Genomic DNA, 13,062 nt, shown 5'->3' with positions numbered 1-13,062 from the left:
CCCTATAATAGAGTACTCTGCAACAGAGTTATTTTTATCAAAACCCTATTGACAGGTTTTTACAGGAGTTGAGTTATGCCCCGCATCCCCGAACACGAAATCAATGAACTGAAACAGTCATTAAGCCTGCTATCAGTGGCCGAGTCACAGGGGCATAAGTTCAAAAAGCGCGGTCAGGATAGCTACACCTGCCTGTGTCCGTTCCATCAGGAGAAAACCCCTTCGTTAGTGGTTACCCCGTCCAAAAACCTGTTTCACTGCTTCGGCTGTGGGGCGTCGGGTTCGGCGCTGGACTGGCTAATGAAAACCGAACACCTGACCTTCCTGAATGGTCTGGTGCGGCTGCGAGAGCTGGGAAAATCGGCCGGGCTGCTTAGCCAGCCAGTACTATCAGAACAAGAGGCTAGCACCGTGTCCCGGACAAAACTTATCGACCTGAATGATGACGGGCAGGCGCTGCTGAATCAGGTAGTCGACTTCTATCACCAAAAATTACTGGAATCGCCGGAGGCACAGGAATGGTTAATCCGTCGTGGCCTCAATCATCCTGAACTGATAAGCCACTTCCGCTTAGGCTATGCCGGGTTGCAGGGTGTGACAGAGGTATTACCCTCCCGGTTAAGCCATAAAGGAAAAGCTCAGCGTGACCGTCTGGTTGAACTCGGCGTTCTGCGTCAGCTTACGCGCCATGACCACTTCAAGGCTGCGGTGGTGATACCGGTGGTGGGCTGGTCTGAGTCGGCCAACGTGGCGCACCGTGGGCGGGTGTTACAGCTCTACGGTCGTAAAACACAGGCTGACTATAAAGAAACCAAAGGCAATCCAAGGCACCTTTACTTATCTTCTCCGCTGGCCGGAGTGTGGAATGAAGCGGCGATGCAGGCCAGCACTGACATTATCCTGTGTGAAGCACTTATCGATGCCATGACGTTCTGGTGTGCCGGCTTCAGAAATGTCATTGCGGCCTATGGCTGTAACGGCTTTACGGCTGACCATCTGGTGGCGTTGCAGCATCACGGGGTGAAGCGAGTGTTCATTGCCTACGACCGTGATGAGGCCGGAGATAAAGGGGCTGAATCGGTGGCGGCTGAACTGCTGGAAGTGGGAATAGAGGCGTGGCGGGTACGGTTCTCGCTGGGGATGGATGCCAACGAGTTCGCGGTTAAAAGCGGTGCGCCTGAAAAGGCTCTGGGTCTGGTGCTGCAACAGGCTGCATGGATGGGGCACAGTACCGGGCCGATGGCGGTGTTACAAACCACGCCGAATAATGATGAACGACAGGAAGAAAAACCTTCTTCTTTAGCCGCCCCGGCCTCACCGGCTACTCAGTCCGTTGAGGAAATTATACCCTGCGAACAAACGGCAACAGGTGAGTTGTTGCTACGCTGTGGCCCTCGCGTGTGGCGGGTGCGGGGCTGGCAGAAAAATACCGTTGCGGAAGTGATGAAGGTCAGCATACAGGTGCGTGACGAAACCAGTGGCGTGTTCCACGTTGATACTCTGGATATGTACAGCTCACGCCACCGGCAGGGGTATATCAATACGGCAGCGGAAGAGCTGGAATGCGAACCTTCGGTTATCAAACGCGAATGTGGCCGGGTGTTGTTGATGCTGGAACAAAAGCAGGACGAACAGCGGGAGGCACAGCAGGCGCGTGAGGTGGTTGCGATAACCATGTCGGCAGAGGATGAAGCGGCGGCGCTTGAACTGCTGAAATCCCCTGACCTGGCTGAGCGGGTGGTGAATGACCTGGCTTCGTGCGGTGTGGTGGGAGAGAGCAGCAATCTGCTGACCGGTTATCTGGCGGCGACTTCACGCAAGTTAGATAAGCCATTGGCCGTACTGATACAAAGCAGTTCGGCAGCCGGTAAAAGTAGTCTGATGGATGCGGTTCTCGGCCTGATGCCGGAAGAAGAGCGTATCCAGTACTCGGCCATGACCGGTCAGAGCCTTTACTATCTGGGTGAAACCAGCCTTCAGCACAAGATACTGGCGATAGCGGAGGAAGAGGGTGTTCGGCAGGCTGCTTATGCGCTGAAGCTGCTACAGTCAGACGGTGAGCTGAAGATAGCCTCAACTGGCAAGAATGAGCAAAGCGGCGAACTGGTGACGCGGGAGTACAAGGTGCAGGGGCCGGTCATGCTAATGCTTACCACCACGGCCATCGACGTGGACGAAGAACTGTTAAACCGCTGTCTTGTGCTGACGGTGAACGAGAGCCGGGAACAAACTCAGGCTATCCACGCGCTTCAGCGTCATAACCAAACCCTTGAAGGGCTGCTGGCTGAAAGTGAAAAAGGCTGGCTGACTAAACTGCATCAAAACGCCCAACGGCTACTACGACCGCTGAAGGTGGTCAATCCGTTCGCCCATCAACTGACCTTCCTGTCAGACAAAACCCGCACCCGCAGAGACCATATGAAGTATCTGACACTGATACAAAGCATCGCGTTGCTGCATCAGTACCAGCGGAAAGTTAAGCGGGTGGAGCATCGTGGTCAGTGGCTGGACTACATCGAGGTGGAAAAAAGCGATATCGAACTGGCTAATAAGCTGGCCCATGAAGTGCTGGGGCGAACGCTGGACGAAATGCCGCCGCAAACCCGCCGGTTACTGGTGCTGTTAAAGGGCTGGGTAGGAGAAACGGCAGTACATCAGGCGCTGAAGGCCGAAGAGGTTCGCTTCAGCCGCCGTGATGTACGGGCCGCGTTAGGCTGGGGCGATACGCAACTCAAGATACATCTGGCCCGGCTGCTGGAAATGGAATATCTGCTGCTGTACCGGCGCGGACTGACCTATGAATACACACTGTTATGGGATGGGGAAGATAACAACGGCACCCATCTGTGTGGGTTGCTGGATACGGGGAATGATAACCGGTCGGGGTGTGAGCCTGACCGGTCGAATGTTGGTGGAACTCAGTCGGCCTCCGGTCGGCATGTGGTCGGTGGTCAGTCGGAGAGTGAAAAAGGGGCTTCAGGTCAGGCAGCGCAAGGCCTAAAGGGCAAAGCGGTCGGGTCTGGCAAAAAAAGAATAATAAAGGAGAAAAAAGGAATGTCTCAGTCAGTAGAGCCAGCTATCAATCAAAAGGTGACGGGCAGGAAGAGCCGGTCGGGGTCTGAGTCTGACCGGTCGGTTAGTGATGAGGCTCAGTCGGTTCAAGGTCGGGGTGTGGTCGGCGGTCAGTCGGAGGGTGATAAAGGGGCATCGGGCCAGATGGCGCAAGGGGTTGAGGCTAAAGTGGTCGGGTCTGAGCAAAACACAGTAATAAGAAAGAAAAAGAAAAGTGCTTCTTCCGCTGTGGTGAACGATCGGGAGGTGACACATGGTTAAGCGCCGCACCCGTGTTGATAGCCTGCTGACGGTGGATCAGGTGTACCGAACACCGGTTGGCCCAATCGATCACCCGAAAAGCCTGTACACGCTGCTGCTGAAGTTCATTATCTGGCGCAGAGAACGCAACTGGTCAGAAACCACGCTGAAGGTGCAAACCCACCATCTGTATCACTTCATCCTGTGGGCGAATGAACACGGCCTGCACTATGCCGGTGATATTACCCGGCCGGTGCTTGAGCGCTATCAACGCCATCTGTATCAGTATCGTAAGGCCAACGGAGAACCGCTGAGCAGCCGGACGCAGCGTACTGCGTTAGATCCGCTGAAGGGCTGGTTCAGTTGGATGGCGAGAGGCAATCTGATACTGGCTAACCCGGCAGCAGACCTTGAGTTACCACGGGCAGAAAAACACCTGCCGCGCCACATCATGAGTGTGGAAGAGATAGAGCGGGTGCTGGCGCAGGCTGATGTCAGTACACCGTTAGGCCTGCGGGATCGTGCGCTGATGGAAGTACTGTGGTCTACGGGGATCCGGCGTGGGGAAGTGGCGATGCTGGATATGTACAGCGTGAATGCCGACAGACGCACCTTGATAGTCCGGCAGGGCAAAGGGAAAAAGGACCGTATCATCCCGATAGGCGAACGTGCGTTAAAGTGGGTGGAACAGTACAAATATAAGGTCCGCTCGGAGCTGGTTATCAACCCGGAAGTTAACGAGCTGTTCGTGGCGGCGGATGGTATGGCGGGACTGGGGGTTAATGGAATCACCAACGCCATCGGTCACTATATCCGGGCGGCGGAAATAAGCCAGTGGGGAAGCTGTCACCTGTTCCGTCATGCGATGGCAACCCAGATGCTGGAGAACGGTGCCGATCTGCGCTGGATACAGGCGATGTTAGGTCATGCGGATGTGAGCAGCACGCAGATCTATACTCAGGTATCGATCAAGGCGCTTCAGTCGGTGCATACCTCTACGCACCCGGCAGAGTGTGGAGACGTAAGGAAAGGCAACCTGCGGGTAGTGCCAAATATCAGTGATACACCGGCGTTGCCGGAGAGTCAAAAAGAGCAAAGTTAGCTGGCTCTCTGTGAGCCTGCTGAGTCCGAGTTGGCAGACCGCGCACATCCTTGTGCACGGACTGCCCCCTACCATCAGTGTCAGCGGCGGTACGTGGTGGCTGTCCGGGACTTGGCCAAGTTCTACTCTGCAACACCTGTTCCCGGCCATCCCCCACTCAACATAATGTGGCATTAACCGTACCAGCCCATAACGGTCTGGTACGGTTAACACACATTATGTCAGCGCCGTTCAGCTCAGGGCGCTTCGCGTCTTACAGGGCTTCACAGTGCGGCTTGCCGCCGCTCATTGGCATCGTGGTGCTGAGTGGCGCGCCGGTTCCCGCCGCTGTTGGCTGCATCACCCACGCCCACCACCGCAGTCGCCAACGTCCTGTTGGCTCCAAGGGCCAAGTTCAACAACGCTAAAGGCATGTCGGCCGTTGGCCTCCGCAGCTTATTACCCCCGGCCCACCCAGCTACGTCTGGTTAAACAGGCTCGCACTGCGTTGCTCGTTCCCTGTTTAACCAGCCTTCGCCCCATCCGGCCCCCACGGGGGCCTCCCTGTTAAAGCTTTATAAGCGGGGTCTACCACCCCGCGCCCCGGTCAACCGGCGCCAGTCCCGCAGCAAGCTGCGAAACCGTCACCGGTTCTGGTCTGGCAGGTTACGGGGGAGGTTCAGCAAAAAAGGTCAAAACCGGTAATGGCAGCGGCTAACGCCGCTGTTATGATGTGGCGTTGGTTGCTCTTTAACAGTTCCGGGGTGGTGCCTTATCGGGCCAAAAAAGCGCGTCTGGGCTTGAGTGTTCGGGTATCAAAATGCACTGGCAAAAAGTGGTTGTAACTAGCTGACTAAACAGGGAAAAGTGGTGTTCGAAGAGTAAGTTCATGTCGGGATGAGTTGTTGCGGTCAATAACTATCTGAGCAAAGGTGAACCAGAATTACTGGCTGATATGATGAAATCCTGTCTGTCCGGTGGCGGTAGTCAGGCATCTTGTCAGCAGCAGGTTCAGAAAGAGGCCATTCAGCGGTCTAATGCCAATCTGGAAGAGTTAGGCCAAGCGATGGCTTCAAATGATGCTGCTAAGGCTGAAGCATTATTTGATGGAAGAGCCAACACAGAAGAATACGCTTATCTGAAAGCGATGGGGGTTGATCCGGATCTGGTAAATACACTAGATGGAACCAGTGCTGTTGCAGCAGAATGGATAGGTACCTGCATGGGTATGAGCTGGGGCGAGTGTGCCAGTGCCAAAGGCCATGAGCAGATTGGTTCTGGTCTGGGTTGGCTGGGGCTGGGTGGTGCAGAGAAGATAACGGTTAAACCGGGTGAGGTGGGAACCAAAGCTGGAACATCATCGACAAGAGGAACGACAGAACCTTCTTATAACTGGAAAGCTGGTGAGGGTGAATTTAGTATAAAAGCAAATGGGAAAGTTACTGATGTTGACTATCATATTAGTAAATATGATGCTAATTCGTTCCTTTATGATAAACCATTACCTAAAATAGATTATGTTGATATTCTCTCTTCGGAAACCAAAATGCATACGCTTTATGGCGATAAGCCAGGTAGTGGTGGGCATTTATTTCCAGGACAACCAGGAAAGACCTTTTTCCCTAATAACTGGCCCCCTGAAAGAGTTGTTAGTAATGTAGGTGATATAGTTACTTCCCCTAGCACCCAATGGTTTGCTCAATCGGGAGCAGGGGGTATATATACTAATGCTGGTAAAGCAGCAAGATGGGTTGCTTGGGAGGTTAGGGATGGGGTACGTGTTCGAGTGGTATATGAGCCAGCGAATGGTAAAATCGTAACGGCATTCCCAGATGATAAACCAATTCCACCTGCGTTAAAGCCAATTAAGTAAAGAGAAAAAATATCATGGATATAAGTAAGCAAATTAATTTATTAGGTAACGGATTAAAAAATCGACTGGATCCTACGCTTATTGACTTTGCGCTTGAATATATCGAATTCTCAGAAGTTGTATTAGCATTTGAGACGTTATGTGACCATATTGCTGATTATGATGTTGTGATTAGTAAAGATGAATATAGCCAGATAATTAAAATAGCAAATGAACTTGGCTTAGAAATAGATGATAGGTATACGTATATCAATCCCGAAAAATGAAATATATATAACTAAATTAGTCATAGTTTATTACTAAGAAGCTCCCAGTTAAATTTGGGAGCTTTGTATTAACCATCAAATATGAGTCAGTTTAATAATTTGTGTAAGTACCTGTTATTTAATCCCGGTCACTTTAAACTCTGGCCGGGAATTTAGTTTTAACGTCAGACATTAACTACAGCCACAATCACCATCCTCCTCCGTTCAGTGGTAACCCCTCAAAGCTTCCAGCCATTTACCGCTGATTTTAAGCTGTGGGCTGGGTTGCGTGTGGCATATTTTGTTTACCTGTTTCGCGCCTATTAATATAAAAATCCCTAAATCTAAAAATAAAACCCCACCCGATAAAAGTATTGCCTCTATACCTGCTCTTTGACGTTCAGTTACCACACCCCACGCAAAATTGCATTTTGCCTGATTGTCATTCTATTTCAGTGAGTTAGTTTGCAAAGAAAGTTTTCAAATAAAAATAAAGATGAAATCAGAGTCAAAACAGAGTCGTCACCGAGTCGGTTTAGAGTTGCTTGGGAGTAGGTTTAGAGTCTTGTATTTATAATCAGTAGGTTAGATGTGAATGACTCTATATAGAGTCGGCTATGTTGTCACAATTAACTCTAATAAGACTCTATTATTTTGTTGTTTTACCCGGCGATAGGCTTTGTTTTTTGGCTGATTATTGAGCGGCACTTATGCTAAAAAATACCGGTGATTATCTGTGATGCTGTATTGAAAAATATCAGTGAACGGGCTGAGGGGAAACAATATTAATAGGATGAAAAATACTATCTCTCAGTAATAAAGGCGTTGGCTAATGCTTCAATCAGGATACCAATAATTCATTCTGATATACACAATAAATCCCGGCCAGTGTTTAAATTGACCGGGATTTAAGGGTTAATCGTCAGCGGTTAATGACAGTCATAAGCGGTGACGCTTTCCTTCATTCGCTGTCGATTAAACAGCACAATCACACCCGTATCACAGAGCATATCAATATCACTGGCCTGAGTGATACCAATCTCCGTTAGCCAGTCACCGGCTAAATAGAGTTCGCCGTTGTCCCGAATAACGTCCAGCCCCAATTCTGCATCAGAACAGTGGCACAGCGTTAACCAAGAGCTTTCATCGTCCACGGGAATGACCCACAGCGCACCCTGTTTGAGCAGCAGTTTAATCGGTGTCTCCGGTGTAAAACCGTGCTGTGCCAAAGCTTCAGGGCCGCTAATAATCACTTCAGGCAGGGTTTGGTCAGCGGAAAAAGCTATCTTCATTGCGCCACCTCCGTCACCATCAATCCACCGGGATAACCGTTCAGCCAGTTGAGAGCGGCGTTAGCATCAAACGGCTGAATGCTTAAGCCCTCCAGACAACTCCACAGTTCACGGGTGTTCTGAACGGTGAGCACAATACAGTCGGGCATCACCCGTACTTTTAGCGGCATACCGTGAGTAAACCCCGCCTCAGCCAGCCAGCGGCCCTGTAGTGAAACCCCGTTGCGATTGACCCGGATATAGCGTTCAGCTTGGGAAATCCGGTGTATTGCTTTATGATTGCGTTTAGCCATGATAACTACCTCGTTTAGTTGCTGTGGTTAGCGGGGCTGGAATGTTGCAAGCACTTCAGCTCCGCGACTGTTAACTACTCTGTTTTGCCAATTACGTTATCTAAAATCTCTGACACCAATTTTTGTTTTGCTCTGGGTAATTGGGCAATAACATCTATCTGTTGTTCCAGCCGTGAAGCTGGCCCTCTTTTAGCTGTCTGGTGTGTACTGGGTAGCCCCAATAATTCATCAATGGACAGATTGAGTATCTCTGCCAACAAAGGCAGCAGTGAGACTGAAACTTTCAGTTTTGCCCCTTCGTAATGCGCCATTGTCTGCTGTGCAATACCCAGTTTTTCAGCTAATTGTGTTTGTGTTAACTGCTTTTCTTTACGGGCTTGGGCTATTCGTGAGCCAAGAGCTTTAAAGAACTGCTCATCTTTTGTATTCATGGCTTGTAAAATTCTGGTTGTTGACGTTGCCATGATGATACCCCCTGTTTTAAATAACTCAGTTGACAATACCCTATAATAGAGTACTCTGCAACAGAGTTATTTTTATCAAAACCCTATTGACAGGTTTTTACAGGAGTTGAGTTATGCCCCGCATCCCCGAACACGAAATCAATGAACTGAAACAGTCATTAAGCCTGCTATCAGTGGCCGAGTCACAGGGGCATAAGTTCAAAAAGCGCGGTCAGGATAGCTACACCTGCCTGTGTCCGTTCCATCAGGAGAAAACCCCTTCGTTAGTGGTTACCCCGTCCAAAAACCTGTTTCACTGCTTCGGCTGTGGGGCGTCGGGTTCGGCGCTGGACTGGCTAATGAAAACCGAACACCTGACCTTCCTGAATGGTCTGGTGCGGCTGCGAGAGCTGGGAAAATCGGCCGGGCTGCTTAGCCAGCCAGTACTATCAGAACAAGAGGCTAGCACCGTGTCCCGGACAAAACTTATCGACCTGAATGATGACGGGCAGGCGCTGCTGAATCAGGTAGTCGACTTCTATCACCAAAAATTACTGGAATCGCCGGAGGCACAGGAATGGTTAATCCGTCGTGGCCTCAATCATCCTGAACTGATAAGCCACTTCCGCTTAGGCTATGCCGGGTTGCAGGGTGTGACAGAGGTATTACCCTCCCGGTTAAGCCATAAAGGAAAAGCTCAGCGTGACCGTCTGGTTGAACTCGGCGTTCTGCGTCAGCTTACGCGCCATGACCACTTCAAGGCTGCGGTGGTGATACCGGTGGTGGGCTGGTCTGAGTCGGCCAACGTGGCGCACCGTGGGCGGGTGTTACAGCTCTACGGTCGTAAAACACAGGCTGACTATAAAGAAACCAAAGGCAATCCAAGGCACCTTTACTTATCTTCTCCGCTGGCCGGAGTGTGGAATGAAGCGGCGATGCAGGCCAGCACTGACATTATCCTGTGTGAAGCACTTATCGATGCCATGACGTTCTGGTGTGCCGGCTTCAGAAATGTCATTGCGGCCTATGGCTGTAACGGCTTTACGGCTGACCATCTGGTGGCGTTGCAGCATCACGGGGTGAAGCGAGTGTTCATTGCCTACGACCGTGATGAGGCCGGAGATAAAGGGGCTGAATCGGTGGCGGCTGAACTGCTGGAAGTGGGAATAGAGGCGTGGCGGGTACGGTTCTCGCTGGGGATGGATGCCAACGAGTTCGCGGTTAAAAGCGGTGCGCCTGAAAAGGCTCTGGGTCTGGTGCTGCAACAGGCTGCATGGATGGGGCACAGTACCGGGCCGATGGCGGTGTTACAAACCACGCCGAATAATGATGAACGACAGGAAGAAAAACCTTCTTCTTTAGCCGCCCCGGCCTCACCGGCTACTCAGTCCGTTGAGGAAATTATACCCTGCGAACAAACGGCAACAGGTGAGTTGTTGCTACGCTGTGGCCCTCGCGTGTGGCGGGTGCGGGGCTGGCAGAAAAATACCGTTGCGGAAGTGATGAAGGTCAGCATACAGGTGCGTGACGAAACCAGTGGCGTGTTCCACGTTGATACTCTGGATATGTACAGCTCACGCCACCGGCAGGGGTATATCAATACGGCAGCGGAAGAGCTGGAATGCGAACCTTCGGTTATCAAACGCGAATGTGGCCGGGTGTTGTTGATGCTGGAACAAAAGCAGGACGAACAGCGGGAGGCACAGCAGGCGCGTGAGGTGGTTGCGATAACCATGTCGGCAGAGGATGAAGCGGCGGCGCTTGAACTGCTGAAATCCCCTGACCTGGCTGAGCGGGTGGTGAATGACCTGGCTTCGTGCGGTGTGGTGGGAGAGAGCAGCAATCTGCTGACCGGTTATCTGGCGGCGACTTCACGCAAGTTAGATAAGCCATTGGCCGTACTGATACAAAGCAGTTCGGCAGCCGGTAAAAGTAGTCTGATGGATGCGGTTCTCGGCCTGATGCCGGAAGAAGAGCGTATCCAGTACTCGGCCATGACCGGTCAGAGCCTTTACTATCTGGGTGAAACCAGCCTTCAGCACAAGATACTGGCGATAGCGGAGGAAGAGGGTGTTCGGCAGGCTGCTTATGCGCTGAAGCTGCTACAGTCAGACGGTGAGCTGAAGATAGCCTCAACTGGCAAGAATGAGCAAAGCGGCGAACTGGTGACGCGGGAGTACAAGGTGCAGGGGCCGGTCATGCTAATGCTTACCACCACGGCCATCGACGTGGACGAAGAACTGTTAAACCGCTGTCTTGTGCTGACGGTGAACGAGAGCCGGGAACAAACTCAGGCTATCCACGCGCTTCAGCGTCATAACCAAACCCTTGAAGGGCTGCTGGCTGAAAGTGAAAAAGGCTGGCTGACTAAACTGCATCAAAACGCCCAACGGCTACTACGACCGCTGAAGGTGGTCAATCCGTTCGCCCATCAACTGACCTTCCTGTCAGACAAAACCCGCACCCGCAGAGACCATATGAAGTATCTGACACTGATACAAAGCATCGCGTTGCTGCATCAGTACCAGCGGAAAGTTAAGCGGGTGGAGCATCGTGGTCAGTGGCTGGACTACATCGAGGTGGAAAAAAGCGATATCGAACTGGCTAATAAGCTGGCCCATGAAGTGCTGGGGCGAACGCTGGACGAAATGCCGCCGCAAACCCGCCGGTTACTGGTGCTGTTAAAGGGCTGGGTAGGAGAAACGGCAGTACATCAGGCGCTGAAGGCCGAAGAGGTTCGCTTCAGCCGCCGTGATGTACGGGCCGCGTTAGGCTGGGGCGATACGCAACTCAAGATACATCTGGCCCGGCTGCTGGAAATGGAATATCTGCTGCTGTACCGGCGCGGACTGACCTATGAATACACACTGTTATGGGATGGGGAAGATAACAACGGCACCCATCTGTGTGGGTTGCTGGATACGGGGAATGATAACCGGTCGGGGTGTGAGCCTGACCGGTCGAATGTTGGTGGAACTCAGTCGGCCTCCGGTCGGCATGTGGTCGGTGGTCAGTCGGAGAGTGAAAAAGGGGCTTCAGGTCAGGCAGCGCAAGGCCTAAAGGGCAAAGCGGTCGGGTCTGGCAAAAAAAGAATAATAAAGGAGAAAAAAGGAATGTCTCAGTCAGTAGAGCCAGCTATCAATCAAAAGGTGACGGGCAGGAAGAGCCGGTCGGGGTCTGAGTCTGACCGGTCGGTTAGTGATGAGGCTCAGTCGGTTCAAGGTCGGGGTGTGGTCGGCGGTCAGTCGGAGGGTGATAAAGGGGCATCGGGCCAGATGGCGCAAGGGGTTGAGGCTAAAGTGGTCGGGTCTGAGCAAAACACAGTAATAAGAAAGAAAAAGAAAAGTGCTTCTTCCGCTGTGGTGAACGATCGGGAGGTGACACATGGTTAAGCGCCGCACCCGTGTTGATAGCCTGCTGACGGTGGATCAGGTGTACCGAACACCGGTTGGCCCAATCGATCACCCGAAAAGCCTGTACACGCTGCTGCTGAAGTTCATTATCTGGCGCAGAGAACGCAACTGGTCAGAAACCACGCTGAAGGTGCAAACCCACCATCTGTATCACTTCATCCTGTGGGCGAATGAACACGGCCTGCACTATGCCGGTGATATTACCCGGCCGGTGCTTGAGCGCTATCAACGCCATCTGTATCAGTATCGTAAGGCCAACGGAGAACCGCTGAGCAGCCGGACGCAGCGTACTGCGTTAGATCCGCTGAAGGGCTGGTTCAGTTGGATGGCGAGAGGCAATCTGATACTGGCTAACCCGGCAGCAGACCTTGAGTTACCACGGGCAGAAAAACACCTGCCGCGCCACATCATGAGTGTGGAAGAGATAGAGCGGGTGCTGGCGCAGGCTGATGTCAGTACACCGTTAGGCCTGCGGGATCGTGCGCTGATGGAAGTACTGTGGTCTACGGGGATCCGGCGTGGGGAAGTGGCGATGCTGGATATGTACAGCGTGAATGCCGACAGACGCACCTTGATAGTCCGGCAGGGCAAAGGGAAAAAGGACCGTATCATCCCGATAGGCGAACGTGCGTTAAAGTGGGTGGAACAGTACAAATATAAGGTCCGCTCGGAGCTGGTTATCAACCCGGAAGTTAACGAGCTGTTCGTGGCGGCGGATGGTATGGCGGGACTGGGGGTTAATGGAATCACCAACGCCATCGGTCACTATATCCGGGCGGCGGAAATAAGCCAGTGGGGAAGCTGTCACCTGTTCCGTCATGCGATGGCAACCCAGATGCTGGAGAACGGTGCCGATCTGCGCTGGATACAGGCGATGTTAGGTCATGCGGATGTGAGCAGCACGCAGATCTATACTCAGGTATCGATCAAGGCGCTTCAGTCGGTGCATACCTCTACGCACCCGGCAGAGTGTGGAGACGTAAGGAAAGGCAACCTGCGGGTAGTGCCAAATATCAGTGATACACCGGCGTTGCCGGAGAGTCAAAAAGAGCAAAGTTAGCTGGCTCTCTGTGAGCCTGCTGAGTCCGAGTTGGCAGACCGCGCACATCC

Annotated in this window: 10 protein-coding genes; 6 read left to right on the top strand and 4 right to left on the bottom strand. The window is 52.3% G+C overall.

All coding sequences use genetic code 11. The annotated features are described in order from the left end of the window. The first annotated feature begins 75 nt into the window (after positions 1-75). Both HYN51_RS09960 and xerC (HYN51_RS09955) read left to right on the top strand, forming a co-directional pair. A complete protein-coding gene (locus tag HYN51_RS09960) occupies positions 76-3,333 on the top strand; it encodes a CHC2 zinc finger domain-containing protein (RefSeq protein WP_108899887.1) in 3,258 nt (1,085 codons plus the stop codon). Then, a complete protein-coding gene (xerC, locus tag HYN51_RS09955; RefSeq protein WP_108899886.1) occupies positions 3,326-4,414 on the top strand; it encodes a site-specific tyrosine recombinase XerC in 1,089 nt (362 codons plus the stop codon). The genes HYN51_RS09960 and xerC (HYN51_RS09955) overlap by 8 nt, the downstream gene beginning before the upstream one ends. A 263-nt stretch (positions 4,415-4,677) precedes the next feature. On the opposite strand, the gene HYN51_RS16360 is transcribed toward xerC (HYN51_RS09955), so the two are convergent. Then, on the bottom strand, positions 4,678-4,827 hold the full coding sequence (locus HYN51_RS16360) for a hypothetical protein (protein ID WP_157953024.1): 150 nt from the start codon (positions 4,825-4,827) through the stop codon (positions 4,678-4,680). A gap of 521 nt (positions 4,828-5,348) precedes the next feature. Between HYN51_RS16360 and HYN51_RS09950 the strand changes: the two genes are divergently transcribed. Both HYN51_RS09950 and HYN51_RS09945 read left to right on the top strand, forming a co-directional pair. Further along, the gene (locus HYN51_RS09950) at positions 5,349-6,266 is read left to right on the top strand and encodes an EndoU domain-containing protein (protein ID WP_108899892.1); all 918 of its coding nucleotides are present in this window, start codon (positions 5,349-5,351) and stop codon (positions 6,264-6,266) included. A gap of 14 nt (positions 6,267-6,280) precedes the next feature. After that, complete coding sequence (locus tag HYN51_RS09945; protein WP_108899891.1) at positions 6,281-6,532, top strand: MafI family immunity protein; 252 nt, start codon at positions 6,281-6,283, stop codon at positions 6,530-6,532. Positions 6,533-7,440: 908 nt separating this feature from the next. Here the strand turns inward: HYN51_RS09945 and HYN51_RS09940 are convergent. The 3 genes from HYN51_RS09940 to HYN51_RS09930 all read right to left on the bottom strand — a co-directional run bounded on the left by HYN51_RS09940 (position 7,441) and on the right by HYN51_RS09930 (position 8,560). Further along, on the bottom strand, positions 7,441-7,803 hold the full coding sequence (locus tag HYN51_RS09940; RefSeq protein WP_108899890.1) for a hypothetical protein: 363 nt from the start codon (positions 7,801-7,803) through the stop codon (positions 7,441-7,443). Then, positions 7,800-8,096 carry a SymE family type I addiction module toxin gene (locus HYN51_RS09935; protein WP_108899889.1) on the bottom strand — a complete coding sequence of 99 codons (297 nt, stop codon included), beginning with the start codon at positions 8,094-8,096 and terminating at the stop codon, positions 7,800-7,802. Before HYN51_RS09935 ends, HYN51_RS09940 begins: the two co-directional genes overlap by 4 nt. A gap of 74 nt (positions 8,097-8,170) precedes the next feature. Then, the gene (locus HYN51_RS09930) at positions 8,171-8,560 is read right to left on the bottom strand and encodes a helix-turn-helix domain-containing protein (RefSeq protein WP_108899888.1); all 390 of its coding nucleotides are present in this window, start codon (positions 8,558-8,560) and stop codon (positions 8,171-8,173) included. 113 nt (positions 8,561-8,673) lie between these two features. On the opposite strand from HYN51_RS09930, the gene HYN51_RS09925 reads away from it, so the two are divergent. Both HYN51_RS09925 and xerC (HYN51_RS09920) read left to right on the top strand, forming a co-directional pair. Beyond that, positions 8,674-11,931, top strand: coding sequence for a CHC2 zinc finger domain-containing protein (locus HYN51_RS09925; protein WP_108899887.1), 3,258 nt, complete (start codon positions 8,674-8,676; stop codon positions 11,929-11,931). Then, positions 11,924-13,012 (top strand): site-specific tyrosine recombinase XerC, encoded by a 1,089-nt coding sequence (gene xerC / locus HYN51_RS09920; RefSeq protein WP_108899886.1) that lies wholly within the window; start codon positions 11,924-11,926, stop codon positions 13,010-13,012. The genes HYN51_RS09925 and xerC (HYN51_RS09920) overlap by 8 nt, the downstream gene beginning before the upstream one ends. Positions 13,013-13,062: the final 50 nt, after the last annotated feature.

The sequence above is a fragment of the Limnobaculum parvum genome (assembly GCF_003096015.2).
Classification (GTDB): Bacteria; Pseudomonadota; Gammaproteobacteria; order Enterobacterales; family Enterobacteriaceae; genus Limnobaculum; species Limnobaculum parvum.
Note: the sequence above shows the minus strand (reverse complement) of the source record. Positions and strands in the feature narration are given on the sequence as shown.